The following is a 26,797-nucleotide window of genomic DNA, read 5'->3' as shown; positions in this document are numbered from 1 at the left end:
GAGACCGCATGGCCCACCAACAAGACCAGTATCTCAATTACTTGACTGCGACCAAGGATGCATTCCATCGGTTCCCCGAGACGGTGTAAGTCACGGTAACCTGCTCGCCTGCTTTGAGACTGGTGAGACTGCTTACCTTTCCGTGGAGGGTCACGGTCGCCTTCGTTGTGACACGGAAGATGTCCGTGTTCTTGTTTACCGTCACGTAAAGCTGGCGAAATATCGGACGAACTGCCTTGACGACACCTTTAGCCGTGGCACTCGTCGTTGCGGATGCAGTCTCAGCAGCGACTCCCATTACACTTCCGGCAAGACCACATACCAAAAGTGCCGGCACCACTCGCTTGGACATTGTCCTTCTCATAACTCTCGTCCCTTACTTACCTTAGCTCGGAGAGGCACTGAAAATCGAATACCTCTCGCAGTTGATTAACTGTATTACCGAGCACGCGGGCACGATATTACTCACGAACACAGCGAGAAGCAGCCCGCGGGGCTGAGGATTTCGGCACTCCGGGTAGCGGCTGCCGGAGGATGCTCCCAACGGCTGGATGCCTGGCGGGGACCTCCTATCCCTGCTGGCCCCTGGCCCGGGTCCAAGCGGCCCGCCGGGGGAGGAGCGCGAGGGTGCCCTCGCCGCCGTCGACGAGGGCGAGGCGTCCGTCGATCTCACCCATGGGGAGGGAGCGCACGATGACAGCGGGGATCCGGCGCGCCCTTGCCACCTCGAAGAGGTGCGCGCTCGCGTCACCGGTGCACGCCACGAGGGCGCCCGCCCGCCACAGCAGGGGGGCGTAGCGGGGGAGCGGGTGGTCGACGACGAGCACGGCGCCCGCCTCGAGGGCGGCTGCCCGGACGGTCGCGTCGGCACGCCGCGCCGGGCCGGCGAGGCGCCCCTCGGCCGCTGGTTCGGCGACGTAGCTGCTGCCGGCGGAGGGGATCGCCACCTGCAGCAAGCGCTGCCAACGTGCGAGGCGGGAGGGGCCGCTGTTGCCGCGGTTTCCCCCGGAGCTGCCGCCTCCGAGCGCCGCGAGGGACTGTCCGAAGAGGTCGCCCGGCGGGGCGCCGTCGCTCGCGAGCGTCTGCGCCAGCGCGCCGCAGAACCAGACGAGCGCGGCCGCCCCGCCGGCGTCGACGGGGCGGAGCGTCGAGAGGGCGCGCAGGTCGCTGTCGGCGGCGCGGGTGGCGAGGCGGTCAAGGAGAGCCTCCCCGGTCGCCGCCGCCGCGGCAAGCGCCTGCCCGTTCAGCTCGCCGGCGAGCTGCAGCGCCCCGGCGAGCTCCGTCGGCGGCTCGACGTGCCTGCCCGGGCGTAGCGGCGCGAGCGCCCAGGGGAGGAGCAGCGCTTCACCGAGCGGCCCGGCGAAGGTGGCGAGCGTGCGCGCCGCCCGTCCGGCGAGTTCCGCGACGTCGGGGGAGAGCGGCGGCCGTCCCGGTGGCCGTTGGCGGGCGCTGCGGCCGGCACGCGGTGCGGCGCGGCCCACCTGCAGGAGGAGGAGCTCGTCGCCGGACGCGGCCCACTCGAGGGTGGTGCCGGGCGCGCCCTCGAGGCGCCCGAGGTCGCCGACGAGCGCAGCGAGGGTCGCCTCGCCGACGAGCGCGACCGCCGCGCCGCTCGCGGCGCCGTCTCCTGAGAGGGTCGCCGTCAGCCCCTCGGCCCAGCCCGAGAGCAGCGCGGCGGGGCTCCCCTCGACGGCGGTGACCTCGACGCTGCCGTCGTCGAGCACCACCGCCGTGCCGGCGCAGCGGGGGGAGAGGTAGCGCTGGACGAGGACGGAGGGAGCGACGGCGCGGAATTGCCCGCCGGTCAGGCGAGCCTCGACCTCGGGTCGGAAGACCGAGGCGACACAGCCCCGCACGGCCGTCGCGAGCTCCCCGGCGGTGACGTCCAGGAACGAGGTGAAGGCCCCCGACCAGCTCGCCTCGGCCTCTGCGGGGGAGGAGGAACGACAGACGAGGCGCTCCCCGAGCGCTTCGGCGGCGGCACCGAGGGCGCCGCCGAGCTCGCCCGGGAGCGGCGCGAGCGAGAGCGCCAGCTGCGCGGCGTGCACCCCCTCGCCCTCGACGAGCGCGGCCGCGTCGTCGATCGCCGCCGCGAAGTGCGCGACCGGCACCACGAAGCCGGGGAGCACCGCACATCCCCGCCGCCGTGCCGCGGCGAGCGCGGCGGCCTTGGCGCCGACGAGCGAGGGGTCGAGGGCCGCCTCGTCGTCGAGGTCGATCAGCAGGGCGGGCGGCTCCCCCGACTCGTCAACCGGCGAGGGTGATCTCCCCGACGGGGAAGGTCGTGATCATCTCGGTGCGGTCGGGGTGGACGATGAGCATCTCCTCGATGCGCACGCCGAACTCGTGGACCTTGCCGTGCTGGGTCTCGAGCGCGAAGACCATCCCGGGCTCGATCGTCTGGGGGAAGTCGAGCGACCAGATCCGGCTGATCACCGGCATGTCGTACTGCGCGAGGCCGAGGCCGTGCCCCCAGAGGTTGGCCGCCGCCTCGTCCTCGTCCTCGTAGCCCCAGGTCTCCTGCGCGGAGGGCCAGCGCGACGCGATGTCGCGCGTCGTCGCGCCGGCGCGCACCGCATCGATCGAGTCGTAGAGCCACTTGAGCGCGAGGTCGTAGTAGCGGCGCTGCTCGTCGTTGGGCTTCCCGCCGACGCAGTAGGTGCGGTAGTAGCAGGACTTGAAGCCGTTCCAGGTGAGCGCGGCGAGGTCGATGATGACGAGCTCTCCGGGCCGGATGATGCGGTCGGAGAAGTTCCGCCAGTTGGGCCATGCGTTCGGCCCAGAGGAGACGATGATGTCCTCGACGTCCTCCATCCCGGGGATGTCGAAGAGGTACTTCATCCCGAACGCCGTCACCTGGTTCTCGGTCAGCCCCGGCTTCAGGAACTGGGAGAACTCGTAGTGCAGGGCGTCGCCGATGGCACCGACGATGCGCATCGCCTCCTGTTCGTCGACGTTCTTCACCGAGCGCGCCTCGACCATCGGCGTCATCCCGTCGGTCCAGTTGATCCCCGCGCGCTCGAAGGCGCGGATCATGTTGATGTCGATGAAGTCGGTGCCGAGCGGCTGGTCCAAAACCCCCGCCTCCTCGAGGTCGGCGAGGATCGCGGCGGTGAACTTGCCGACCTGCATCTCCGAGGCCGGGCCGGCCGCCCCCTTGATCCAGGAGAAGGAGTGGCGGACGTTCTCGGGCGGCAGCCACGGCGAGTGCCGCTTCACGTGGATGCCGATGTCGCCCTGCTCGTAGAGGATCGGCTCGCGCCCCTCGACGAGGATCGCGTAGCGCAGCCCCGGCTTCAGGCGGTTCCAGCCGGGGGTGAGCGTCGAGGTCACGTAGCGGACGTTCTCGTCGTACATGAGGAGCATCGCCCCGAGGCCGTGGCGGCGCATCGCCGCGCGGGCGCGCTCAAGGCGGTGGGCGCGCATCCGCGACCAGTTGATCCGCTCCTGCCAGTCCATCCCTACACTGCCGAACGACGCCATCTCTGGTCCTCTCAGTCAGATCGAACGGGCCCGGTGGGTGCCACCGGGCAGGAGCGCCTCAGCCGCCGAAGCCGAACAGCCGCGCCGCGTTGTCGGCGCCGATCGTCTCGGTACTCTTCTCGCCGAGGACGCGCCGCAGCGTCTCGACGGGCTCGACCATCGCCATGTCGTAGGGGAGGTCGGTGCCGAGGACGACCTGGTTGATGCCGACGCGCGAGACGAGGTAGGCGAGCGCCTCGTCGTCGTGGGTGATCGTGTCGAAGAAGAGCTGCGGCAAGAACGAGAAGGGGTCCTCCGGCGCGTCGGCGAGCTCGGGGCGGACGCTGCGGGCGTGGCGCAGCCGTCCCAGCTGGTAGGGGAGGAAGCCGCCGCCGTGCAGCAGCACGACGCGCAGGCGCGGGTGGCGGGCGAGGAGGCCCGAGCAGATCAGCCGCTCGGCGACGACCGTCGTCTCGAGCGGGTTCCCGATCACGTTCTGCAGGTAGTACGGCTCGAGGCCGTGGTGCGGCTCGTTGAAGGCGGGATGGACGAGGACGGGCAGCCCGAGGCGGGCGGCGGCCGCCCAGAACTCCTCGAAGGGTTCCTCGTCGAGGCGTCGGCCGGCGACCGAGGTGCCGATCCCCGCCCCCGCGCAGCCCGCGGCTGCCGCTTCGGCGAGCGCCGTCGCGGCCGATGTGGGGTCCTGGAGGGGGACGTTGGCGAGCCAGCGGAAGCGCTCCGGGGCGTGCTCGCAGTAGCGGGCCATGCCGGCGTTGGCGCTGTCGCAGAGCGTCACCCCGGCGTCGGTGGGGACGTCGTAATAGAAGAGCATCGGCGGCGAGGAGATGACCGCACCGCCGATCTGGCGCTCGTCGAGCTCGGCGAGGCGGGCCGCGGGGTCGTAGAACGAGGGGGTCACCTCGAAGGGCACGTGGTGGACGCCCCGCCACTCGCCGTCCACGATCTGCACGCCGTAGACGGGGTCCGAGGACAAGGTGTCGAGCGACTCGCTCGGCATCACGTGGTTGTGGACGTCGATGAGCACCCGCTCGCCCCCTCAGGCTTCGGCCGGCCGTCGGGCGAGCATATTCGACCTGCTCCGGGGGACCGGGCCGGCCGCGGTGTCAGCGCGCGGGCGCCTCTCCGCCCTCATCGGCCTCGTCGAGACTGCGGGCGAGGGTCGTCCAGGACAAGGTCGCGCACTTCACCCGGGCGGGGAACTTCACCACACCCTGCATCGCGGCGAGCTCCCCGAGGTCCTCGGCATGAAGCGCCGCCTGGTCGTCCCCGCTCTCGTCGGCGCCGTCGACGGCGAACATCGCGCGCACGGCGGCCATCAGCCGCCGGACCTCGGAGAGCGGCCTCCCCTTCACCGCGGCCGACATCAGCGAGGCGGAGGACTGGCTGATCGAGCAGCCCTGGCCGTCGGTCGCGACGTTGGCGACCACGCCATCGGCGACCTCGACGTAGACGACGATCTCGTCGCCGCACAGCGGGTTGAAGCCCTCGGCGCGGTGCGCGGGCGGGCTCTCGAGCGCGCCGCGGTTCCGCGGCGAGCGGTAGTGGTCGAGGATGATCTCCCGGTACAGCTCGTCGAGCTCGGCCATCGCTACCCGAACATCTCCCGCACCGCGCCGAGCGCGGAGACGAGGGCGTCGACGTCGCCCTCGTCGTTGTAGAGGTAGAGCGAGGCGCGCGTCGTCGCCGTCACGTTGAGGCGCCGCATCAGCGGCTTCGCGCAGTGGTGGCCGGCGCGCACGCAGACGCCGTGCTGGTCGAGCACCTGCGCGACGTCGTGGGGGTGGATCTCCCCGAAGGAGAACGAGATCACCCCGCCGCGGCGCGCCGGGTCGGGGGGAGGGCCGTAGATGACGAGCTCGGGGTGGTGCTCGGTGAGCTCGGCGAAGGCGTAGGCGGTGAGGGCCCCCTCGTGGGAGGTGATCCGCTCGATCCCAACCTCCTCGAGGTAGCTGATCGCGGCGGCGAGGCCGATCGCCTCGGCGATCGGCGGGGTTCCGGCCTCGAACTTCCAGGGCACCTCGTTCGGGGTGAAGCCGTCCAGGCGGACGTCGGAGATCATCTCCCCGCCCCCGAGGAAGGGGGGCATCTCCTCGAGCAGGGCGCGCCGCGCCCAGAGGACGCCGATCCCCGTCGGCCCGAGCGCCTTGTGGCTGGTGTAGCCGAAGAAGTCGAGGTCGAGGGCGGCGACGTCGACGCGGCGGTGGGGGACGATCTGCGCGCCGTCGACGAGCACGAGGGCACCGTGGCGGTGCGCGGCCTCGACGAGCGGCGGCAGGTCGACGATCGTCCCGAGCACGTTCGAGGCAGCGGTCACCGCGAGCAGGCGGGCCCCGTCGAGGAGGGTCTCGAGGTCGTCGGTGTCGAGCGTGAAGTCGTCGCGCAGGCCGAGGTAGCGGAGCTCGATCCCGCGCTCCTCCTTCAGCATCAGCCAGGGGACGAGGTTGGCGTGGTGCTCCGCCTCGGAGAGGACGATCACGTCGCCCTCGCGGAGCTCCTTGCGGGCCCAGGTGTGGGCGACGAGGTTGATCGCCTCGGTGACGTTCTTGGTGAAGACGATCTCGTGGCTGGGGTCGGGGGCGCCGATCAGCCGGCCGGCGGCGACTCGGGCGGCCTCGTAGCGCCGCGTCGCCTCCTCGGCGATCGCGTACACGCCGCGGTGCACGTTGGCGTGCGTCGTCTCGTAGTAGTCGTCCATCGCCCGCAGCACGGCGCGTGGGCGCTGCGCGGAGGCCGCGGAGTCGAGGTAGACGAGTGGGCGCTCGCCGGGGTGGCGCTCGAGGATCGGGAAGTCGGCGCGGATCCTCGCCACGTCGAGGGCCGCTACGTGCTCCTCGACCCGGCTCATCGCCCAGCTCCGGCCTTGGTCACCCCGGCAATGTTAGGGGTGGCGGCCGATCCCGCCTCCGGGTGGCTCACCAGCCGCGCGCGATCCACTCGTCGAGATGCGGCTCCTCGGCTGCGAGGGTGGTGTCGAGGCCGTGGCCGGGGAGGACGAGGGTGTCGGCGGCGAGCGCAGCGAAGAGGCGGCGCTCGATCGACTCGATGATCTCGGGAAAGTTCCCGTAGGCGTTGGAGGTGTTCCCCGGTCCGCCCGGGAAGAGCGTGTCGCCGGAGAACAGCAGCGGTGCGCCCTCGACGAGGAAGCACATCGAGCCCGGCGTGTGCCCGGGGGTGTGGATCGTGCGCACCCGCAGCCGCCCGACCTCGAGCACCGCGTCATCCTCGAGCAGCAGGTCGTAGGAGGGGAGCATCCCGGCGTCGGCCGCGGTGACGGCGACCTCGTAGCCGGCATCGCGGATCGCCGGCACGGCCTGGATGTGGTCCCAGTGGCCGTGCGTCTCGACGACCCTGCGGACGCCGAGGCCCTGGCAGAGTTCGAGGAGCTTCTCGTGCTCGTTCGCGGCGTCGATCAGCATCGCCTCGCCGCTCTGTTTGCAGCGCAGCACGAAGACGTTGTTGTCGACCGGGCCGACGACGAGGCGGTGGACCTCGAGCGCGGCGTCCTCGTAGTGAAGTGTCACCCGAGCCACGCTAGGCCGCTCCGCCGCGCGACTGCCCGGCGCCGGGGCCGGCGGCGCACGCGGTCGCCGCTGGCGCTCCCGCCACGGCCGGAGCCCCCGCCCGTAGCATCCACCGAGTGCCGATCGGGGTCCGAGGGAGGGTGCGATGAGCCGCGAAGCCGCTGCTCCGGCGACTGCCTCGCTGCGCGCGCTCAGCGAGGAGCTCGGGCGTCTCGCGGCGGTCGTCCGCGAGGGCGGCGGCGAGGAGGCGCGCCGGCGCCACCTCGAGCGCGGGAAGCTGCTCGTGCGCGAGCGGATCGACCGCCTGCTCGACCCCGGCAGCCCCTTCCTCGAGCTCTCGCTCTTCGCCGGTCACGAGCTCTACGACGAGCCGGTGCCGGCGGGAGGGATCGTCACCGGCATCGGCCGCGTGTCGGGGCGCGACTGCATGGTGGTGGCCAACGACGCGACGGTGAAGGGCGGCTCGTACTACCCGATCACGGTGAAGAAGCACCTGCGTGCCCAGCAGATCGCCGGCGAGAATCGCCTGCCGTGCCTCTACCTCGTGGACTCCGGGGGCGCCTACCTACCCCTCCAGGACCAGGTCTTCCCCGACCGCGAGCACTTCGGCCGGATCTTCTACAACCAGGCGCGCCTCTCGGCGCGTGGCGTCGCCCAGCTCTCGGCGGTGCTCGGCTCCTCGACGGCGGGGGGCGCCTACGTCCCGGCGATGAGCGACGAGAGCGTGATCGTGCGCGAGCAGGGGACGATCTTCCTCGGCGGCCCGCCGCTCGTGCGCGCCGCTACGGGGGAGGTCGTGAGCGCGGAGGAGCTCGGCGGCGGCGACACCCACGCCCGCCGTTCGGGGGTCGTCGACCACCTCGCCGCGGACGACGCCGCCGCGCTCGGCAAGCTCCGTGAGATCGTCGCCACCCTCGCGCCGCCCGAGCACCCCTGGTTGGAGGCGCACTCGGCCGAGGAGCCGGCCGAGGATCCGGCCGAGCTCTACGACCTCGTCCCCGCCGACGTCCGCCAGCCCTACGACCCGCGGCTCGTCATCAGAAGGATCGTCGACGGCTCGCGCTTTTCTGAGTTCAAGGAGCTGTGGGGGGAGAGCATCGTCTGCGGCTTCGCCCGCATCTTCGGCTACCCCGTCGGGATCCTCGCCAACAACGGGGTGCTCTTCAGCGAGTCCGCCTTGAAGGCGACGCACTTCATCGAGCTCTGCAACCAGCGCCGGCGACCGCTCGTCTTCCTGCAGAACATCGCCGGGTTCATGGTCGGCCGCGACTACGAGTCGCGGGGGATCGCGAAGGACGGCGCGAAGCTCGTCACCGCGGTCGCCTGCTCGGCGATGCCGAAGTTCACCGTGATCGTCGGTGGCTCCTTCGGCGCCGGCAACTACGCGATGGCCGGACGCGCCTACGACCCGCGCTTCGTCTTCATGTGGCCGAACGCCCGCATCTCGGTGATGGGGGGCGAGCAGGCGGCGACGGTGCTCTCCCTCGTCGGTGGCGCCGGCGAGGGTGCCGCCGACGAGGAGCGGGCGGAGGCGACCCGCGCCGAGTACGAACGGCAGGGCTCGCCGTACTACGCGAGCGCCCGCCTGTGGGACGACGGCGTGATCGACCCGCTCGACACCCGTCGCGTCCTCGGCATCGGCCTCGAGCTCGCCTCGCGGGTCGCGCCCGAGCCGAGCCCCTACGGCGTGTTCCGGATGTAGCGGTGGCCTTCGACTCGCTCCTCGTCGCCAACCGCGGCGAGATCGCGCGCCGCGTCCTGCATGCCGCCCGCTCGCTCGGCCTCGGCACGGTCGCGGTCTTCTCGGCCGCCGATCGTCGCTCCGCGCACGTGCGCGAGGCCGACCGGGCCTTCTGCCTCGGCCCCGCCCCGGCGGCCGACTCCTACCTCTCGGTGGAGGCGGTGATGGCCGCGGTCGAGGCCTCCGGGGCGGGGGCAGTCCACCCCGGCTACGGCTTTCTCGCCGAGCACGCGGAGCTGGCGCGCGCCTGTGAGCGGCGCGGCGTGGTCTTCGTCGGCCCCACCTCGTCGGTGATCGAGGAGATGGGGCGAAAGGACGAGGCCCGCCGGCGCGCCGTCGCGCTCGGCGTGCCGGTCGTCCCGGGGCTCGAAGGGTCGGCCGACGAGCTGGCGGCGCGCGCCGCGGGCGAGGTCGGCCTCCCACTGCTCGTGAAGGCCGTCGCCGGCGGCGGCGGGAAGGCGATGCGCGTCGTGCGCGCCGAGGCCGAGCTCACCGGCGCGCTCGCCGCCGCCGGACGAGAGGCGCGGGCGGCCTTCGGCGACGAAGCGCTCTTCGTCGAGCGATTCGTTGAAGGGGCGCGTCACGTCGAGGTGCAGATCCTCGCCGACGAGCACGGAGGCCTCGTCCACCTCTTCGAGCGCGACTGCTCGGTGCAGCGCCGCCACCAGAAGGTCGTGGAGGAGGCGCCGGCCACCTTCGTCGGCGAGGGCGTGCTCACGGGGCTGCGGGCGGCGGCGCTCCGCCTCGCGGGGGCGATCGGCTACCGGGGTGCGGGGACCGTCGAGTTCCTCGTGCGCGGTGATGAGTTCTTCTTCCTCGAGATGAACACCCGGCTGCAGGTCGAGCACCGCGTCACCGAGGCGCTCTGCGGTGTTGACCTCGTCGCCCTGCAGCTGCTCGTCGCCCTCGGCCGCCACCTCCCCTTCACCCAGGAGGAGGTGGTGGCGAGCGGGCACGCCATCGAGGCCCGCGTCTACGCCGAGGACCCGGCGGCCGGCTACCTCCCCCAGGCGGGGCGCGCCCGCCTCGTCCGCTGGCCGTCGGGCGTCCTCGTCGACGAGGCGCTCGCCTCGGGCGACGTCGTCACCTCGGACTACGACCCGATGCTCGCGAAGCTCGTCGCGCACGGACCGACGCGCGAGGCCGCCCGCCTCGGCCTCCTCGCGGCGCTCGACGAGACGGCGATCATCGGCCTCGGCAGCAACCTCTCCCAGCTCTACGAAATCGTCAGCGGCGCGGCCTTCGCGGCCGGGCGCGTCGACACCACCTGGCTGGAGCGCGAGGGACCGACCGGTGGCGCCCCCTTTGAGGAGGGCGCCCTGCTCGCTGCCGCCTGGGCGGCTGCCGCCGGCGAGGAGGACGACGGTCCGCTCCGCCGCGACGGCTGGCGCCTCGCCGGCGCGCCAGCGCCGCTGCGCCTCGAGCTCTCCGACGGCACCGCGGCACACGAGGTGCGCATCGACCGCGGCGCCGGTCGCGCCGAGGTCGCCGGGAAGAGCTTCACACTGGCGTCGCTCCCCTCTGCCGACGGTCTCGTTCGCCTCGAGATCGACGGGGAGGTGCGGAACTTCGTGGTCGAGGAGCGGGGCGCGCTGATCGCCGTCTCGGAGCGGGGGCGCGTCCAGGTGTTCGGTCCCGTCGCGGGCGCAGAGGAGCTCGGCCCGCCCGCCGACGGCGAGGTGCGCTCGCCGGTGCCCGGCACACTGAGCTCGCTCGCCGTCGGCCCTGGCGACGCGGTCGAGTGCGGCGACGCAGTCGCCAGCGTCGAGTCGATGAAGACCGAGCTGACGCTGCGCGCGAGCGTCGGCGGGAAGGTCACCGAGGTGCTCGCCGCGGTCGGCGAGCACGTCGCGCTCGATCAGCTCGTCGCGCTGATCGAGCCGGGAGAGGCGCCCTGATGCGGCACCCGCCGCGCGTCACGGCCGCCGGCCTGCCGGCGCGGGTCCGCATCCACGAGGTCGGGGCCCGTGACGGGCTGCAGAACGAGCCGCGCCCGGTCCCGCTCGCCCTCAAGCTCGAGCTCCTCGATCGCCTCGCCGACTGCGGCCTCAGCGACCTCGAGGTGACGAGCCTCGTCCGCCCCGATCGGGTGCCGCAGCTGGCCGACGCCGAGCAGCTCCTCCGCCGCCTGGAGCGGCGCGACGACGTCCGCTACTCGGTGCTCGTCCCCAACCGCCGCGGCCTCGAGCGGGCGCTCGCGCTCGGGGTCGCCGAGGTCGCCGTCTTCGCGAGCGCCACCGAGTCCTTCGCCAACGCCAACCTCGGCCGGTCGCGCGCCGAGTCGATGGCGGAGATCCGCGCGCTCGCCGGGGAGGCCCTCGCCGCGGGGCTCGCGCTCCGTGGCTACGTCTCGATGTGCTTCGGCGACCCCTGGGAGGGCGAGGTGGCCGAGGAGGAGGTCGTGAAGGTGGTCGACGAGCTGTTCGCGGTGGGCTGCGCGGAGGTGAGCCTCGGGGACACGATCGGCGTGGCGACGCCGGGGCAGGTGAAGCACCTGCTCGGCGCCCTCGGGGCGGCGGGCCACGCCCCGGCTGCCCTCGCGGTGCACTTCCACGACACCTTCGGCCAGGCGCTGGCCAACACCTTCTCGGCGCTCGAGGAGGGCATCGAGGTGGTCGACTCCTCCGTCGCCGGCCTCGGCGGCTGCCCCTTCGCCGGCAGCGCGACGGGCAACCTCGCCACCGAGGACCTGCTGTGGCAGCTCGAGGGCCTCGGGATCGCGACCGGCGTCGACCTCGAGGGGCTCGTGCGCACCGCCGATTGGGTATGTCGTGCCCTGGGCAGGGAGGAGCGCTCCCGGACCCTCCGGGCACTTGAGCAGGAGGTACGGGGATGAGCTCGACAATGACGGCCGGTTTCGACCACCGCCTCGACCCGGAGCTCGAGGAGCTGCGGCGCCTCGTCGAGCGCTTCGCGCACGAGGTCATCGCCCCGCAGATCGGCGCGTTCTACGAGCGCGAGGAGTTCCCCTACGAGATCGTCCGCCGCCTCGGTGAGCTCGGGGTCTTCGGGATCCCCTTCCCCGAGGAGTTCGGCGGCATGGGGGGCGACCTGTTCGGCCTCTCGCTCGCGCTCGAGGAGCTCGCCCGCGTCGATACCTCGGTGGCGATCACCGTCGAGGCCGCGGTCGACCTCGGCGCGATGGCGATCCACCGCTACGGCAGCGACGCCCAGCGCGCGGAGTGGCTGCCGCGCCTGTGCTCAGGCGAGATGCTCGCCGGCTTCGGCCTCACCGAGCCCGACGGCGGCTCGGACGCCGGCGCGCTACGGACGCGCGCCGAGCGCGTCGGCGACGACTGGGTGATCAACGGCGCGAAGTCCTTCATCACCAACTCGGGGACCTCGATCACCGGCTGTGTCGTCGTCGCCGCGCTGACCGGCGGCGGCGGGGAGCGCGCCGGGATCTCGACGATCCTCATCCCCGCGGGCACGCCCGGCTTTGACGTCGGGAAGTCCTACTCCAAGGTCGGCTGGGGGGCGACCGACACCCACGAGCTCGCCTTCACCGACTGCCGGGTCCCCGTCGAGAACCTGATCGGCGTCGAGGGGCGGGGCTACGCGCAGTTCCTGCAGATCCTCGACGAGGGGCGGGTGGCGATCGCCGCGATCTGCACCGGCCTCGCGCAGGGGTGCCTCGACGAGGCGGTCCGCTACGCCGGCGAGCGCGTCGCCTTCGGGCAGCCGATCGGCCAGTTCGAGGGCATCCAGTTCAAGCTCGCCGACATGGACGCCCGCGCCCACACCGCCCGCCTCGCCTACTGGCAGGCCGCCTCCAAGGCGCTGCGCGGGGAGCCCTTCAAGCGGGAGGCCGCGATCGCGAAGCTCGTCGGCTCGGAGGCGGCGATGCAGAACGCGCGCGACGCGACGCAGATCTTCGGGGGCTACGGCTTCATGAACGAGTCGCCGGTCGGCCGCTTCTACCGGGACGCGAAGGCGCTCGAGATCGGCGAGGGGACGAGCGAGATCCTGCGCCTGCTGATTGCCCGCGAGCTCGGCCTCTCGACGCCGCTCGGCCGTAGCGAGGGCTGAGCGCCTGCGCCGCAGGCTCAGAAGCCGAGCAGCTCGCGTGCCGCGGCGGCGATCCCTTCGGTCTGGGGGAGGGTCGCCCGCTCGAGCTCGGGCTCGTAGCTCACCCAGGTGTCGCGTGCCGCGAGGCGCGTCACGGGGGCGTCGAGGTCGGTGAAGCAGTGCTGGCCGACCCACGCCGCGATCTCCGCGCCGAAGCCGCTCGTCAGCGTGTCCTCGTGGACGACGAGGACCCGGCTGGTGCGCGCCGCCGACTCGGCGACCGCCTCTTGGTCCCAGGGGGAGAGCGTGCGGAGGTCGAGGACCTCGACCTCGGTGCCCTCCCCGGCGAGGAGCGCCGCGGCCTGCAGGGACTTCTCGACCGTCGCCCCGTAGGTGACGATCGTGAGGTCGCGCCCCGGCCGGCAGAGCCGCGCCTTTCCGAAGGGGACGGCGAAGCCCGCCTCGGGGTAGGGGTCGCGGGTGTAGCGCTGCCGGAGGAGGTGCTTGTGCTCGAGGAAGAGCACCGGGTCCTCGAGCGAGAAGGCCGTCCGCAGCAGCCCGACGGCGTCCTCGGCGCGCGACGGAAAGGCGACGAGCAGCCCCGGGATGTGCGTGAAGATCGACTCGCCGCACTGCGAGTGCCAGATCGCGCCACCCGTCAGGTAGCCGCCGATCGGGATACGCAGCACGAGGGGGCAGTGGAAGGCGCCGTTCGAGCGCCAGCGGATCGTCGCCGCCTCGGAGCGGATCTGCTGCATCGCCGGCCAGACGTAGTCGAAGAACTGGATCTCGGGCGCCGGGTGCAGGCCGCGCAGCGCCTGGCCGACGGCGCGCCCGACGATGTTCGCCTCGGCGAGGGGGGTGTTGAAGCAGCGGTCGACGCCGAAGCGGCGCTGCAGGCCGAGGGTCGTCCCGAAGACGCCCCCCTTTCCCTCGACGCGCTCCAGGAGCTCGACGCGCGCGTCGGCTACGTCCTCGCCGAAGAGACGGATCCGCTCGTCGCCCTCCATCAGCTCGCCGAGGGCCCGTCGGATCGCCTCCCCCATCATCACCTCGTCCTCGTGCGCCCCCTCGCGGCGCGAGGGGCGGGGCCCCGGCGCGGCGGCGGACGGTGGGGGGAGGGCGGTGAGCTGCTCCGTGATGCCGGCGGGGTCCGGACGGGGTGCGGCGAGCACCGCGGTGGCGGCCGCGGCGACGGTCGCGAAAGCCTCCGCGCGCAGCGCCGTCAGCCCCTCCTCGGTGATCGCGCCCATCTCGAGGAGCGCCGCCTCGAGGCGGGCGATGGGGTCGCGTTCGGCCTCCTCGGCGAGCTCCTCGGGACCGCGGTACTTGGACTGCGTGTCGGCGGCGGAGTGCGAGTAAGGGCGGGTGGTGCGCCCCCGGATGAGCCACGGGCCGTTCCCCGCGCGCGTGTCGGAGACCGCGTAGGCGATCGCCTCGCGGGCCGCGAAGTAGTCGGTCCCGTCGACGTCGATGCGGTGCAGCCCCGGCCAGCCCGAGGTGAGCGCGGTGATTGGCCCCGGTGACTGCTCGCTCGCCGGCACCGAGATCGCGAAGCCGTTGTCCTCGACGACGAACAGCAGCGGGAGGCGCAACGTGCAGGCGGTGTTGAGGGCCTCCCAAAACTCGCCCTCCGAGCAGGCGCCGTCGCCGAGGGTGGTGACGGTGATCTCGTCCGGCGTGGCGCTGCAGGCGGCGAGCGGCCCGTGCGCGTTCAGGTAGCGGGAGGCCTCGGCGCAGCCGACGGCGGGAAGGCACTGGCTCGTCGTCGGGCTCGAGGTCGTCGCGATGTGCAGCGCGGGCGAGCTGAAGTGACAGGGCATCTGCCGGCCCCCCGAGGCGGGGTCGGCCGAGGAGCCGACCGCCTGCAGGAGCATCTCCTCGGGCGTGACGCCGAGGGCGAGGGCGAGGGTGCGGTCGCGGTAGTAGGGGAAGACCCAGTCGACCCCGGGGCGCAGCGCCCGCGCGAGCGCGAGCTGCAGCGCCTCGTGGCCGGCGGCGGAGACCTGGAAGAAGACCCGCCCCTGCTTCTGCAGGGTGAGCTCGCGCTCGTCGAGGAAGCGCGAGACGAGGGCGCGCCGCAGGTCCTCGAGCACCTCGGCGACGGGGAAGATCGCCGTGCTCGGGCTGCGGCGCTCTTCGGTCGAGCGGGTCATCGCTTCACCTCGCTCAGCATTCCCTCTCTCACGGCCTCTCCAAACCCGCCCGCTCAGCCGGTCGCCGCGGCGTCCGCCGTCTGCGCCGCGAGGAGCTGCAGCGAGCGGCTCGGAAGGGGCGTGTCGAGGGCGATCGCGGTCGTCGTGCGCGCGATCCCGTGTACCTCGAGGATGCGGTCGAGGAGCAGCGCGAGGTGGTCGTTGCTGGTGGCGACGATCCGGCAGAGGAGGTCACCCGCACCGGTCGTGCGGTGCACCTCGGCGACCTCGGGGATCGAGCGCAGGTGCTCCAGCACGTCGCCGGAGCGCCCCTGGGAGATCTCGAGCGTGGTGAAGGCGGTGACCTGGTAGCCGAGGGCGGCGAGGTCGAGGTCGGGGCCGAAACCGGTCACCACCCCGGCAGCGGTGAGGCGGTCGAGGCGGGCCTGCGCGGTGTTGCGGGCGACACCGAGGGATCGTGAGAGCTCGAGCATCCCGGCGCGCGGCCGCGCCCCGAGGGCGAGGAGGAGGCGCCGGTCGAGGTCGTCGAGCTCCATGGTGGTCATATCGTTCAGTATAGAGCGATTTCACTGCAAATATGCTCAAGAAATTCTCATCCACTTGACTTCTTGAGCGGAGAGGCGTTCCATTTCTGCATGACGAGCACCATCGAGGCCGCGCCGGCCACGGCGCCCGCCGACCTGATGACCGGCTTCCACCACCTCGAGCTCTGGGTGGGGAACGCCCGTGCCTTCACCCATCTCCTGCAGTCCGGCTTCGGCTTCACCTGCGTCGGCTACCTCGGTCCGGAGACCGGTGTCCGGGATCGCGTCACCTACCTGCTCCGCGAGGGCTCGATCGAGCTCGCCGTCACCGCCCCGCTCGCGGAGGGCTCGCCGATCGCCGCGCACGTCGCGCGCCACGGCGACGGTGTCCGCTCCGTCGCGCTCGGCGTCCGCGACCTCGCGCAGAGCGTCGCCGCGGCGCGGCGCCGCGGCGCCCACCTGGAAGGGGACGGCGGCGCCGACGGGGAGACCCCGTCGAGGACAGCGTCGATCGTCGCCTACGGGGAGACCCGCCTCCAGCTCGTCGACGCCGCCCTCGACGGTGCCGAGCTGTGGCCGGCACTCGTCAGCGAGGGGCTGCCGAGCGTCGCGAGCGGCGGTCCGGTCGGCCTCGCCAGGATCGACCACGTCGTCGCCAACGTCGAGGAGGGCCGGCTCGACGAGTGGGTGGCGTGGCACAGGTCGGTCCTCGGCCTCAAGGAGATGCGGCATTTCGACGCCGACGCGATCGGGACCGAGTTCTCGGCGCTGCGTTCGACGGTGCTCTGGAACGGCCGCGATGTCGTGCTGCCGGTCAACGAGCCCGCCCCCGGCCGGCGCAAGAGCCAGATCGAGGAGTACCTCGACGCCTATGTCGGACCCGGGGTCCAGCACGTGGCGCTCGCCACCGAGGACATCGTCGGCACGGTCGACGAGCTGCAGCGCCGGGGCGTGCGCTTCCTCGTCCCGCCGGCCGAGTACTACCCCGAGGCCCGTCGGCGCGTCGGTGCGATCGACCTCCCCTGGGGCGAGCTCGAGCGCCTCGGCGTGCTCGTCGACGTCGAGTCGGGTGGCTACCTGCTGCAGGTCTTCACCGAGACCCTCGGCGACCGTCCGACGTTGTTCCTCGAGGTCATCGAGCGGCGGGGTGCGACGGGCTTCGGAGAGGGGAACTTCAAGGCGCTCTTCGAGGCGATCGAGCGCGAGCAGGGCCGCCGCGGCAATCTCGACCCGACGGCCTGAGCGCGATGGCCGGCTACCGCAGCGTCGGCGAGTTGCCGAAGAAGGAGCACTCGCTGTTCGAGGGGGTCGAGGGGCGCCTCGCCGAGGAGCTCGTCGGCCAGGCGGGCTTCTCCGGCCCCTCGTCGCTGCTCTACCACCGTCACTCGCCGAGCGCCCTGCTCTTCGCCGAGGCGCTCGTCGTCGCACGCGAGGAGACGTCACCGAACGCCGCGCTGGAGCCGATGCACCTCCGCCTCGGCGAGCTCGCCGCGGCGGACGACCCCGTCCTCGGCCGTCACGTGCTGCTCGGCAACGCCGAGGTCACGGTGTGCTTCGCGCGCGCCTGTGGCTCCGGGCCTCTCTATCGCAACGCGGCCGGCGACGAGCTCCTCTACGTGCAGCGCGGGCGCGGGGTCCTCGAGTCGGTCTTCGGACGCCTCCCCTTCGCTGCGGGCGACTACCTGCTCGTGCCTGCCTCGACCACGCACCGCCTCGTGGTCGACGACGCCGACGGCGTCGACCTGTTGATCCTCGAGGCGCGCGGCCACCTCGGCTTCCCGGAGCGCTACGTCGGCCCGGGCGGCCACTTCCTCGAGGGTGCTCCGTTCTCCGAGCGCGACCTGCGGGCGCCGGCGGAGCCCCTCCTCGAGGAGGGGGAGGAGGTGGAGGTGATCATCCGCCACCGCGCCGGCTGGGCGCGGCACCGCTACGCGCACCATCCCTTCGACGTCGTCGGCTGGGACGGCTCGGTCTACCCGCTCGCGCTCTCGATCGCCGACTTCGAGCCCGTCGTGGGGCGCTTCCATCAGCCGCCACCGGTGCACCAGACCTTCGTGGGGCCCGCCTTCGTCGTCTGCAGCTTCGTGCCGCGGCCCCTCGACTTCGACCCGCGCGCCGTGCCCGCCCCCTATCACCACGCCAACACCGACAGCGACGAGGTCATCTTCTACGCGGACGGGGACTTCCTCAGTCGCGCCGGCAGCGGAATCGGCCGCTGCTCGATGACGCTGCACCCGGCGGGCTTCGTGCACGGCCCGCAGCCCGGCGCCGTCGAGGCCTCGCTCGGGGCGTCGCGCACCGACGAGACGGCGGTGATGATCGATACCTTCTCGCCGCTCGCGGTGAGCCCCTCGGCGCGTGGCTGCGCCGACCCCTCCTACCTGCGGAGCTGGCTTTCCTGAGCCTCCCGGCGGAGGCGTTCGGCGAGCTCGTCGTCGAAGGCCGAGAAGAACTCGCCTAGGCGCCCGGTCATCTCCGAGAACGAGGGCGCGAGGAACAAAAGCGGCTGGTAGTGGGTGATGTCGTAGTCGGTGGTGCCCATCGCGGCGAGGTCGAAGGGGCGCATCTCCGCGGCGGTGAAGGCCTCGATCTCGCCGCAGGAGGAGAGCAACCCCGCCCCGTAGGCCTTGGGCCGTCCCTCCTCGAGCACCACCCCGAACTCGAGCGCGAACCAGAAGACCCGCGAGAAGAAGTCGAGGGCCGACTCGCTCTCGGCTCGCCGCGAGGCCGTGCCCGCAAGCTGGTAGAGGGCGGCGAGGTCGGGCTCGGCGAGCATCGTGGCGTGGCCGATGAGCTCGTGCACGATGTCCGGCTCGGGCGTGTAGAAGGGCGTCGCGTGGTGGCGGACGTACTGGGTCGAGCAGAAGGCACGCTCGGCCAGCGAGCCGTAGAACTCGGTCGGGCCGACGAGACCGCCGACGGGGCGGATCGAGAAGCCGGTGAGCGCCCGCAGGCAGCGGTCGACCTCGCGCAGCTGCGGGATGCGGTCGCGGGGGAGGTCGAGGCGGGTGACGCCGTCGAGGAAGGCGGTGCAGGCGTGGCGGCGATGGCGGGGGCCCAACACCTCGCTCACCTGTCGCCAGACAGCGTCTTCCTCCTCGAGGTAGTCGACGAGGGGGATCGGTGCTCCCTCGCCGCGGGCGGCGACAGCGGCGTTGATCGCCTCCCTTCGGCGCCAGTAGGCCTCATCGCCGGCGGCGGGGTGGGCCGCGGAGGCGACCGCTCCCTCGCTTTGGACGCTCTTGATCGCCGTGGTGTCCATCTCGCGAAGTGTCCGCCTGCCTCGGGCCGAGGTTCAAGATGGTGGCGCAAGTATCCGGACGTTCTGCTCTCAAAACCGGCGAAGACGCGAGTATCGTCCGGGAACGATGCCCACATCCCGGAAGGCCGGCGCTCCCTCCGCCCTCGCCGACGAGGTCGATCGCCGCATCCTCGCCGCGCTGGCGGAGGACGGTCGGCTCTCGGTGAACGAGCTCGCCCGGCTCGCCGAGGTCTCGCGCGCCACCGCCTACGCCCGCCTCGAGCGCCTGCAGGCGAGCGGCGCGATCCGCGGCTTCCACGCGGACGTCGACCCCCTCGCCCTCGGCGAGTCGATCACCGCGATGGTCCTCGTGAACGTCGAGCAGGGGTCCTGGCAGGCCGTGCGCGAGGAGCTTGTCCGCCTTCCCGGTTTCGAGTACCTGGCGGTGACGAGCGGCGGCTTCGACTTCGTCGTCATCGTCCGCGTGACCGACGTGGGGGCGCTCCGCGACGTCGTGCTGCACCGCCTCCACCGCATCGACGCGGTGCGCTCCACCCAGACCGTCTTCGTCCTCGACGAGCAGCGCCGTCCCGTCGGGACAGGAGCGGCGCACGCCACGGCGGGGGCGGGGCGGTAATGCGCTTTTGCACCTACCGCCGCGGCGATGCCGACGTCGTCGGTCTCGTCGAGGACGGCACCGTTCTCGGCCTCCCCGACGCGACGGGCCTCCTCGAGTTGCTCGGCGGGGACGGAGGAGGCCTCGCCCGGGCGGCCGAACGGGCCCGGCGCGAGCCCGCCGAACGCCGCCCGGTCGACGAGGTCGAGCTGCGTGCCCCGCTCCCGGTGCCGCCCTCGATCCGCGACTTCCTCGCCTTCGAGGAACACCGTCGCAACACCCGCGGCGGCGGGGAGGTCGACCCCGACTGGTATGAGCTCCCGATCTTTTACTTCTCCAACCCCGCCGCGGTGCACGGGCCTCGCGACGAGGTGGCGATCGCCCCCGGATCGGCTGAATGGGACTACGAGCTCGAGTTCGCGGCGGTGATCGGCACCGCCGGCCGAGACCTGCGGCCGGACGAGGCAGAAGCCCACATCGCCGGCTACACGGTGCTCTGCGATTTCTCAGCCCGCGACCTGCAGCGTCGTGAGATGCGCCAGGGGCTCGGCCCCGCGAAAGGAAAGGACTCGGCGACGTCGCTCGGTCCGTGGCTCGTGACGCCGGACGAGCTCGCCCCGTACCGCTCCCGGCAGAGTTTCGCGCTCGACATGGAGGTCGAGGTGAACGGCCGCCGATACGGCGGCGGGCGCCTCGACGATCTCTATTGGAGCTTCGGGGAGATGATCGCCTACGCGAGCCGCGGTACCGAGGTTCGTCCCGGCGACGTCTTCGGCTCCGGGACCGTCGGCACGGGTTGCATCCTCGAGCACGCGGCCCTCGGTCGCGGTGCGGAGTTCCCCTACCTGGCCCAAGGCGACGAGGTAGTGCTTCGGGTGGAAAACGTGGGCGAGCTCCGTCACCGGATCGCCGCCGCAACGCCGACGATCCCTCTGAGGCCTTAAACGCTGGTCGTCGGACCTGCCCGTTCTCGTCGACCGATGGGCTGACCGGCTCTAGTCCGGCATTGCAAGCGCCACACGCCACAGCCCCGTTCGGGAGGCAGCAGTGCGCACATGTGCCGCGCCGCTCGGAACGGGGACATCCGTTGTCTTCGACTCATCGCGGGAAACGGTCGGTATGGTGCCCGGTACTCCAGGTGACCATTCTCAGTGGCAACAGCGGCCTCGTCAGAAATAGTGTCCGCCGAGCGAGGTTGCCATGCGCAAAGGAACCATGAGTCGAAGGGGTTTGGTCACCGTCCTCGTCATCGTTGGCATCATCGCCGCGGGTATTGAAGTGCCCGGGGGGCGGGCGGCAGCGACTTCGACGGCCGATCTCGCGGTCGTCGCTGGACTGAATCCTTCGGGATCAGGCGCTGAAGCAACAATCGCCGGGACTTCAGCACTGGGGACCAACCTGAACCAGGTCGCGGGTGTCGCGGTCGACAGCGTCGGCAACGTCCTCATGGCGGACCGGGCGGACGGGATGGTCGATCTGCTCGCGGAGTCGGCTCAGAACCCTGGCTATGCGGTTGGCGGGCAATGGCGGATCGGGAACCTATACCTGCTAGCCGGGGACGTAGTCGGCCAGGCTCCCAGCTCCTCGGGCACGCCTGGGCCCCTGACGGCCCTCGACCTTCCGGCGGGGGTCAATGTTGATCCCGAGGGAAACGTGCTTATTGCTGACACCGGCGATGGCGATGTCGAGGTGCTTGCCGAGAACGGAGCGCAGCACCCGTACGACCTCCACGGCGCTTCCTGGGTGGTTGGCGAGTTGTACGTCCTCGCCAGCGGCCTGAATCAACCGGAAGCCGTTCAACCCCTAGGCCGAGCCCGAGTCTTCGCCGGGGACCTTCTCGTGGCGGACACGTCGAACAATGAGGTCGACCTTTTGGCGTCGTCGTCGACCAACCCCGGTTTTCCTGCCCTCGGCGCGAGCCTTAGCCCGGGCACGCTTTATCCGATCCTTGGCGGAGGCGCGAACGCCCCTGACGCGTGCGGCGCAGTTGCCGGAACTGTGTCACTGGAGAGACCGGACGGGCTTGCCGTCGACGACGAGGGAAATCTCCTCTTCGCGGATAGCGGAAGCAACAATGTTCAGGTACTGGCAATCAGCGCTGACAACCCCGGGTACCTCTTGGGTTCGGGAGCCGCGTGGCGGCCTGGGAATGACTACGTAATCGCTGGCTCTGGTTCTCATGCGGATGGCAGCAGTTGCCCGTTGAACGTTGCCGCTGTGCTCAATGCCCCTGGGGAGGTTTCGATCGATCCCGTAGGCGATGTCTTGATCGCCGACTCCAACGGTCGGCGGATTCGAGTCCTGGCGGAGTCGGGAGCCGACCCCGGGTATGGGGTGAGTGGAGCGTGGGTACGTGGGAGTGCCTACGTGGTCGCTGGCGGTGGCACAACCGTTGCTTCGGCGTCCAGCACCGTGGCTACCTCGACGCTGCTGAGCGAGCCGGTTGGCGTCTCGGCCGCTGCCGACGGGGAGGTGTACCTGTCGGACGCTGGGTCCAGCCAGGTGCTCGCGCTCCGACTGGCTCCAAGCCTCCCCAGTTCACTCGCGGCGACGGCTCATGCAGGCGGAGTTGTACTCTCGTGGGTCGCTCCTCTCGCCGACGGAGGCGCAGGCATCTCGGGCTACGAAGTGGGCGTATACGCGAACGGCGCGAGCTCGCCGATAACAACGGTGGCCACCGCTTCCAGCGAGGGGTCCTTCGACGTCACGGGCCTCGCCGACGGCACGACCTACGGCTTCACCGTCGCTGCGGAGAACGCGATGGGCACGGGCACGTCCTCGGCGGAGGTGTTTGCGACGACCCCGACGCCTGTTGCCCCGATCTCAACTCCGACGACCGCCCCGACCTCAACGCCAACGACGGTTCCCGCCGCCAACGATTCCGGCTCCACAGGGTCAGCCCCGGTCACGACGGTGGCGCCTGCCGCCGCGCTTTCGGCTCCCCCAATGGCGGCCGCAGCACCACCGATCAGCTCGCGCAAGGCTCTGGAGACGCCAGCGATGAGGCTCGCGGCCCCGTCAGCGACGGTGGCGGCCAGCGGTGTCCTCGTCCACGTCAAGTGCTCTGCCACCTGCCAGGGAGAGGCGGAGCTTTCCGAGACGATCGTCGTGAGAACAGGAGGACACCGCGTCCTCAAGACCGGCGTGCTCGCCGCCAGCCCCTACCGGGTCAGCGGCAGCGCGCCGGTGGAGATCCGGCTGCGGCTGACGAGCGTCGGCCTCGGGCAGCTGGCAGCGCTTCGGAGAGGCGTCGTCGTGACCGAGACGATGACCGTGAAGGGCGGAAGGACCGTCTCCGCGCACCTGCGCCTGCGCGCTGCGAAGGCGAAATCCGAGGTCGTCCGCCATGCGCGGACAGGCTCCGGACGGTAGATAGAGTTGGACCACCAGAGAGAGGAGGTGGTCCAAACTTGAGTGATCAACGATTTGGGACCCTGGAGGTGGCTGGCCGCTAGGCGGCAAGCTGGACCACCTGGTGAGTCCTAACCAGACACCCTCGTTGTGACCGGTCGGGAGTTGGTCCCCCCTGAAGCAGTCCCGGAGCAGCGAGTCTTTTTCAGCACAGTTATCCGGCCTTAGGGTCGCGGCGGGAGGGCGCTTCGGCGCCCTTTCGTCGCGTCTACGGCCGGTTCGCCCGCTGCCGCGGAGCTACGTCTCGACGTTCGCCTCGATCGCCCGACGGAGGCGCCCCGCGGCGGCGCGGGGGTCGTCGGACTCGGTGAGGTAGCGGACGACGACGAAGCGGCTCGCCCCGGCCTCAGCGAGGGCGGGGACCGTCTCGGGGGTGACACCTCCGGTGACGAAGAAGGGCATCGCACCACCCGGCCAGGCGGCAGCGACCTCGGCGGCGTGCGCGACGTAGGCGGCTCCGGTCGCGGGCCGTCCGGGCTTGGTCGGTGTCTCCACGACCGGGCCCGCCGAGACGTAGTCGACCGGTTCGCCGCGCGCTGCAGCGAGCTCGTCGGGGTGGTGCGTCGAGAGGCCGACGACGCGATGAAGGCCCACGAACTGGCGGGCGAGCGCGGGAGGGAGGTCGTCCTGGCCCACGTGCACGCCGTCCGCCTCGGCGGCGACGGCGAGGTCGGGGCGGTCGTTCATGATGAACGGGACCCCCCGCTCGGCGCAGACGCGGTGCAGCAGGCGGGCGCGGGCGATGAGGGGGCGAGCCTCGAGGTGCTTCTCGCGCAGCTGCACGATGTCGACGCCGCCCTCGATGCACTCGCCGACGAATGCCTCGAGGTCGGGGCGGTCGGGGGTGCAGAGATAGAGGTGTCGTCCCTCGAGGGGCGAGCCGCTCACTTCTTGGCGCGGCCGGCGCCAGCCTTGGCGGGGAGGTTGGCGGCCGACTTCGCCGCCGCCTTCATCTCGCGCTTGTGATCGCGCACCCGCTCCATCGCCTCGGGCGAGTCGATGTCGGCGACCGAGACGAACGAGCCCGCCTTGCCGAAGGGGCCGGCCGCCTCTTCCCAGCCCGCGGGGCGCACGCCGAGGCGCTTCCCGAGGAGGGCGAGGAAGATCTTCGCCTTCTGCTCGCCGAAGCCGGGGAGCGCCCGCAGCCGCTTCATCAGCTCCTTGCCGTCCGCCGCGGTGTTCCAGATCGCTCCCGCGTCGCCGCCGTACTCGTCGACGACGATGTTGGCGACGGCCTGCACCCGCTCGGCCATCGCGGCGGGGAAGCGGTGCAGCGCGGGTCGCTCGGAGAAGGCGGCGACGAGGCGGTCGTGGTCGAGGCCCGCGATCTCGGTCACGTCGAGGCGCCCGCCGAGGCGCTCGCGGAGGTCTCGGGGCGCGGAGAAGGCCCGCTCCATCGGGACCTGCTGGTCGAGGACCATTCCAATAAGAAGGGCTAGAGGGTCGTCGGCCAGCAGGGCGTCAGCTGTTTCGTCGCCTGTCAGATACCAAGCCATACCGTCAGAGTACGCCGACAGGGCGACTCATGATTGGGTCAGAGGTTTGGTGTTGGACCGCGCATGCCGTTGTAGTCGCAAGGCCTGATCCTCGTAGTGCCGTCCGCAGCAACCTTGCATGCATCGCTAGTGCGACATAGGAACCGTCGACCTCGAAGGAGAAGATGGTTACCCCGGACTGCGACAGCCTTTGCCCCGAGTAGCGCGGGTCGAGCGCGGCATCGTCAGCAGCATCGACCCGTGGGCTGAACTCGCTGGCTATCGGCACCTTCTCGCCCACGCACTTCCCGGAGACATCTCTCCTGATCGTGTCTTTGCGGATACGCAGGCAGACCTTGAACGCATCATCGTCGGGGTGCGGCGTCACGCAGCCGGCTGATCACATGGCGAGCTGAACCTTCTAGTCGGTACTCCTTCGAGCAGCCGGAGCACAACCCGCGCGGAGCCACAGATGAGACGTCCTGTCGCTCAGGCCGTGGTTGAACCGATGTGGCTGGTTGTCGCAGGGATTGCCACGTGGGGGTTCGTGTCGGAGGAGGGACACGCTCGTCCTGGTACCAAACACTGGCGGCTTGCACTGTGGGTGTGAGGAATCGAAGAAGGACTTCGTGGGGGCGTCAGGTTCTCGCGAGGTACCGCTCGTCATAAGCCTTGGCGAGGTCCCGGAGCGCCGATGCCCCGTCGCCATTGAAGGAAGAGCCGTGCATCAAGGCGAGGGTTTGAGGCGCGAGCTCGGCAAGGCGGTCAAGAACAATGGCGGTATCGGGGGCCAGGCTGCTGGAGCGAAACATGGCTTCGCCCTCCATCGCCTGCTCCACGATGTCCTCCGTGGTAAGCGCTGGTCCATTGCCGACGTGAGCGAACAGGTCACCACAGAGCAAGGTGCCAGTGGTCTCCTCGTAGAGCACCCGGGCCTCCCAGGCATGAGGGACGTGTGGAGTGTCCAGGTGACGGATCCTCTTGCCACCGAGATCGAGTACCTCACCATCGCCTAACGGGCGCGGCGGCCGGTCTGCGAGGTCGTTGAGCTGGACCATGCACCCCAATGCACCATGGGCCACCTCGGCATCCGGTGCTGCGGCCAGCCACTGGTTCATGGAACCGCACTCGTCAGATTCAACATGGCCAAACGTGATCCAGCACATGCGCTCGATCGGTATGACCCGGGCGACAGCTTCAGAGACCAGGGGGAACATGGCCCTCGGACCGGTATGGAACAGCAGCGGCTCTTCGGCATTGACCAGGAACTGGTTGAACGTAAAGCCGGCTGGCGGCGCTATCTGTGCCACCCAAGTCGATAGCCGAAAAATACCCTCGGCAATCTCATCAACCTTCGTCTCCATCGGTGGACCTCCGTTTGGGCCGCAGTTCTTCGGTGGTGCTTTGGTCAGCGTGGCAGGTCGGTGCCCCGTTCTCAGCTATCGACACCGGGAGAGCCAACCGTCGCGGAGTCCGGCTGCTCACCCTCGGCGGCTCGTCGCCCATGCCGGTCTCGGTCAAGTCGCGCCGCAGCGGCGGAGAGTCGCCTGGAAGCGCCAGATCGGCGGGTCGGGCAGGTGGCGTTTGCGACTGACGGAATCAGCTCCCTCCACGTAGCCCCCGCGCCGAATATCGTCCCTGGAAGACCAGTGGGCCCCCACGATCTGCTGGCCTTGGAGGGGTGATGGACCACGACATGGTGCAGCAGGTCGTCGAGATCGCGAGGCGCGTCGTTGCGAGCGGCGCGATCTCCGCCAACGGCCATGGCAACGCGAGTATCCGCGTCGCTGGAACAGACGAGATGTACTTCACGGCAGGATCTTCGCTCCGCGACCATCCCGCGGAGGCCGTCGTCCGGGTCGGTCTCGACGGCCAGCTTCGCGAGGGCGAGCTCCCTCCGATCCAGGGTGCGGTCGTTGCCATGCATACCGCCCTCTACACAGATCAACCCGAAGTGGGCTGCGTGATCCACACGCACTCACCGTTTGCAACGGCCTACGCCGTGGCGCACCGTCCGATCGGCTGCTGGGTCGAGGCGCTCGCGATGTTCGGCCTTCCCGACGGAGTACCCGTGGCCGGTTACGGTCCGCGCGGCTCTGAGGCCGCGATCGCCAACATTCGCGCAGCAGTCGTGCCAGGCGTCCCTGCTGTCCTCCTCGCCAACCACGGTGTGCTGGTCTTCCACCGGACACCCGATCTCGCCATCATGGTCGGGGGCGTCGTCGAGGAGGCGGCTCAGGCCGGCGTCAACGCGGCTGGGCTGGGCGGGCCCATGGAGATCCCCGACGACTTCAAATCCGCCGCGTTGCAACGCGCGATGACCTTCGAGCAAAAGGGGACGGTCTCGGCTTGACGCCTAGCGGCCGGGCTCTGGCGAACAGATCGTCGGACCGAGTACCAACCATCAAGGCTGGCTGCCCGCGCCAGATCGACGGGTACGGATGCGCTGACGTGTCACATGACGCGCGTCGCCGGAGCGCTCTCGGGGGCATCACCTACCAATGACAATGCGGGGAGCGACGCTCACGGCTCGCTCGGCCGGCCCGGGTAGTAGAAGTCGTTTCCGGTGGGGCGTTGGGTGGCGGGCTGTGTTGCGTCTCGCTCGGCATGAGGCGGATGGG

21 protein-coding genes and 1 pseudogene are annotated in these 26,797 nt (G+C 71.1%); 10 read left to right on the top strand and 12 right to left on the bottom strand.

Translation table 11 applies throughout. The features are described from left to right. Positions 1-569 precede the first annotated feature (569 nt). The 6 genes from VNF07_04075 to VNF07_04050 form a co-directional block, all read right to left on the bottom strand. Positions 570-2,129 (bottom strand): PEP-utilizing enzyme, encoded by a 1,560-nt coding sequence (locus tag VNF07_04075; protein HVB05409.1) that lies wholly within the window; start codon positions 2,127-2,129, stop codon positions 570-572. 118 nt (positions 2,130-2,247) lie between these two features. Beyond that, positions 2,248-3,483: a Xaa-Pro peptidase family protein gene (locus tag VNF07_04070; protein ID HVB05408.1), complete on the bottom strand. Its 1,236-nt coding sequence runs from the start codon at positions 3,481-3,483 to the stop codon at positions 2,248-2,250. A gap of 58 nt (positions 3,484-3,541) precedes the next feature. After that, positions 3,542-4,507, bottom strand: a complete 966-nt coding sequence (locus VNF07_04065) for an amidohydrolase family protein (protein ID HVB05407.1) — start codon at positions 4,505-4,507, stop codon at positions 3,542-3,544. 79 nt (positions 4,508-4,586) lie between these two features. Further along, positions 4,587-5,069 carry an SUF system NifU family Fe-S cluster assembly protein gene (locus VNF07_04060; protein HVB05406.1) on the bottom strand — a complete coding sequence of 161 codons (483 nt, stop codon included), beginning with the start codon at positions 5,067-5,069 and terminating at the stop codon, positions 4,587-4,589. A gap of 2 nt (positions 5,070-5,071) precedes the next feature. Next, complete coding sequence (locus tag VNF07_04055) at positions 5,072-6,328, bottom strand: SufS family cysteine desulfurase (GenBank protein ID HVB05405.1); 1,257 nt, start codon at positions 6,326-6,328, stop codon at positions 5,072-5,074. A 67-nt stretch (positions 6,329-6,395) separates the two neighbouring features. Next, a complete protein-coding gene (locus tag VNF07_04050) occupies positions 6,396-7,004 on the bottom strand; it encodes an MBL fold metallo-hydrolase (GenBank protein ID HVB05404.1) in 609 nt (202 codons plus the stop codon). Positions 7,005-7,149: 145 nt separating this feature from the next. On the opposite strand from VNF07_04050, the gene VNF07_04045 reads away from it, so the two are divergent. The 4 genes from VNF07_04045 to VNF07_04030 are packed head-to-tail and all read left to right on the top strand — an operon-like array spanning position 7,150 to position 12,774. Beyond that, entirely contained in the window at positions 7,150-8,706 is a 1,557-nt protein-coding gene (locus VNF07_04045; GenBank protein HVB05403.1) for a carboxyl transferase domain-containing protein, read from the top strand. 2 nt (positions 8,707-8,708) lie between these two features. Continuing rightward, positions 8,709-10,643: a biotin carboxylase N-terminal domain-containing protein gene (locus VNF07_04040; protein ID HVB05402.1), complete on the top strand. Its 1,935-nt coding sequence runs from the start codon at positions 8,709-8,711 to the stop codon at positions 10,641-10,643. Continuing rightward, entirely contained in the window at positions 10,643-11,581 is a 939-nt protein-coding gene (locus VNF07_04035) for a hydroxymethylglutaryl-CoA lyase (GenBank protein ID HVB05401.1), read from the top strand. Before VNF07_04040 ends, VNF07_04035 begins: the two co-directional genes overlap by 1 nt. After that, complete coding sequence (locus tag VNF07_04030; protein HVB05400.1) at positions 11,578-12,774, top strand: acyl-CoA dehydrogenase family protein; 1,197 nt, start codon at positions 11,578-11,580, stop codon at positions 12,772-12,774. The genes VNF07_04035 and VNF07_04030 overlap by 4 nt, the downstream gene beginning before the upstream one ends. A gap of 17 nt (positions 12,775-12,791) precedes the next feature. On the opposite strand, the gene VNF07_04025 is transcribed toward VNF07_04030, so the two are convergent. Next, positions 12,792-14,909 (bottom strand): dehydrogenase E1 component subunit alpha/beta, encoded by a 2,118-nt coding sequence (locus VNF07_04025; protein ID HVB05399.1) that lies wholly within the window; start codon positions 14,907-14,909, stop codon positions 12,792-12,794. A 53-nt stretch (positions 14,910-14,962) separates the two neighbouring features. Continuing rightward, a complete protein-coding gene (locus VNF07_04020) occupies positions 14,963-15,454 on the bottom strand; it encodes an Lrp/AsnC family transcriptional regulator (protein HVB05398.1) in 492 nt (163 codons plus the stop codon). Between the two features lie 90 nt (positions 15,455-15,544). Here VNF07_04020 and hppD point away from each other — a divergent pair, with 90 nt between their 5' ends. Both hppD and VNF07_04010 read left to right on the top strand, forming a co-directional pair. Next, positions 15,545-16,675: a 4-hydroxyphenylpyruvate dioxygenase gene (gene hppD, locus VNF07_04015; protein HVB05397.1), complete on the top strand. Its 1,131-nt coding sequence runs from the start codon at positions 15,545-15,547 to the stop codon at positions 16,673-16,675. 5 nt (positions 16,676-16,680) lie between these two features. Further along, a complete protein-coding gene (locus VNF07_04010; GenBank protein HVB05396.1) occupies positions 16,681-17,835 on the top strand; it encodes a homogentisate 1,2-dioxygenase in 1,155 nt (384 codons plus the stop codon). On the opposite strand, the pseudogene VNF07_04005 reads toward VNF07_04010, so the two are convergent. After that, positions 17,811-18,698, bottom strand: a pseudogene (locus VNF07_04005) (phenylalanine 4-monooxygenase). The gene VNF07_04010 and the pseudogene VNF07_04005 sit on opposite strands and share 25 nt — an antisense overlap. A 103-nt stretch (positions 18,699-18,801) precedes the next feature. Here VNF07_04005 and VNF07_04000 point away from each other — a divergent pair. The 3 genes from VNF07_04000 to VNF07_03990 all read left to right on the top strand — a co-directional run bounded on the left by VNF07_04000 (position 18,802) and on the right by VNF07_03990 (position 22,662). Continuing rightward, entirely contained in the window at positions 18,802-19,311 is a 510-nt protein-coding gene (locus VNF07_04000; protein HVB05395.1) for an Lrp/AsnC family transcriptional regulator, read from the top strand. Next, on the top strand, positions 19,311-20,234 hold the full coding sequence (locus VNF07_03995) for a fumarylacetoacetate hydrolase family protein (GenBank protein HVB05394.1): 924 nt from the start codon (positions 19,311-19,313) through the stop codon (positions 20,232-20,234). The genes VNF07_04000 and VNF07_03995 overlap by 1 nt, the downstream gene beginning before the upstream one ends. A 286-nt stretch (positions 20,235-20,520) precedes the next feature. Next, entirely contained in the window at positions 20,521-22,662 is a 2,142-nt protein-coding gene (locus VNF07_03990; GenBank protein HVB05393.1) for a fibronectin type III domain-containing protein, read from the top strand. A gap of 276 nt (positions 22,663-22,938) precedes the next feature. On the opposite strand, the gene thiE is transcribed toward VNF07_03990, so the two are convergent. From thiE to VNF07_03975, 3 genes are all read right to left on the bottom strand, one after another. Beyond that, a complete protein-coding gene (gene thiE / locus VNF07_03985; GenBank protein HVB05392.1) occupies positions 22,939-23,589 on the bottom strand; it encodes a thiamine phosphate synthase in 651 nt (216 codons plus the stop codon). Further along, the gene (locus VNF07_03980; protein ID HVB05391.1) at positions 23,586-24,197 is read right to left on the bottom strand and encodes an HhH-GPD-type base excision DNA repair protein; all 612 of its coding nucleotides are present in this window, start codon (positions 24,195-24,197) and stop codon (positions 23,586-23,588) included. Before VNF07_03980 ends, thiE begins: the two co-directional genes overlap by 4 nt. Before the next feature lie 617 nt (positions 24,198-24,814). Beyond that, a complete protein-coding gene (locus VNF07_03975; GenBank protein HVB05390.1) occupies positions 24,815-25,540 on the bottom strand; it encodes an MBL fold metallo-hydrolase in 726 nt (241 codons plus the stop codon). A 320-nt stretch (positions 25,541-25,860) separates the two neighbouring features. Here VNF07_03975 and VNF07_03970 point away from each other — a divergent pair, with 320 nt between their 5' ends. Next, a complete protein-coding gene (locus VNF07_03970; GenBank protein ID HVB05389.1) occupies positions 25,861-26,529 on the top strand; it encodes a class II aldolase/adducin family protein in 669 nt (222 codons plus the stop codon). Positions 26,530-26,797 lie beyond the last annotated feature (268 nt).

Source organism: Acidimicrobiales bacterium, assembly GCA_035533595.1.
In the GTDB taxonomy this organism is placed as follows: Bacteria; Actinomycetota; Acidimicrobiia; order Acidimicrobiales; family Bog-793; genus DATLTN01.
The sequence above is the reverse complement of the archived record's forward strand: the minus strand, read 5'-3'. Positions and strand labels throughout refer to the sequence as shown.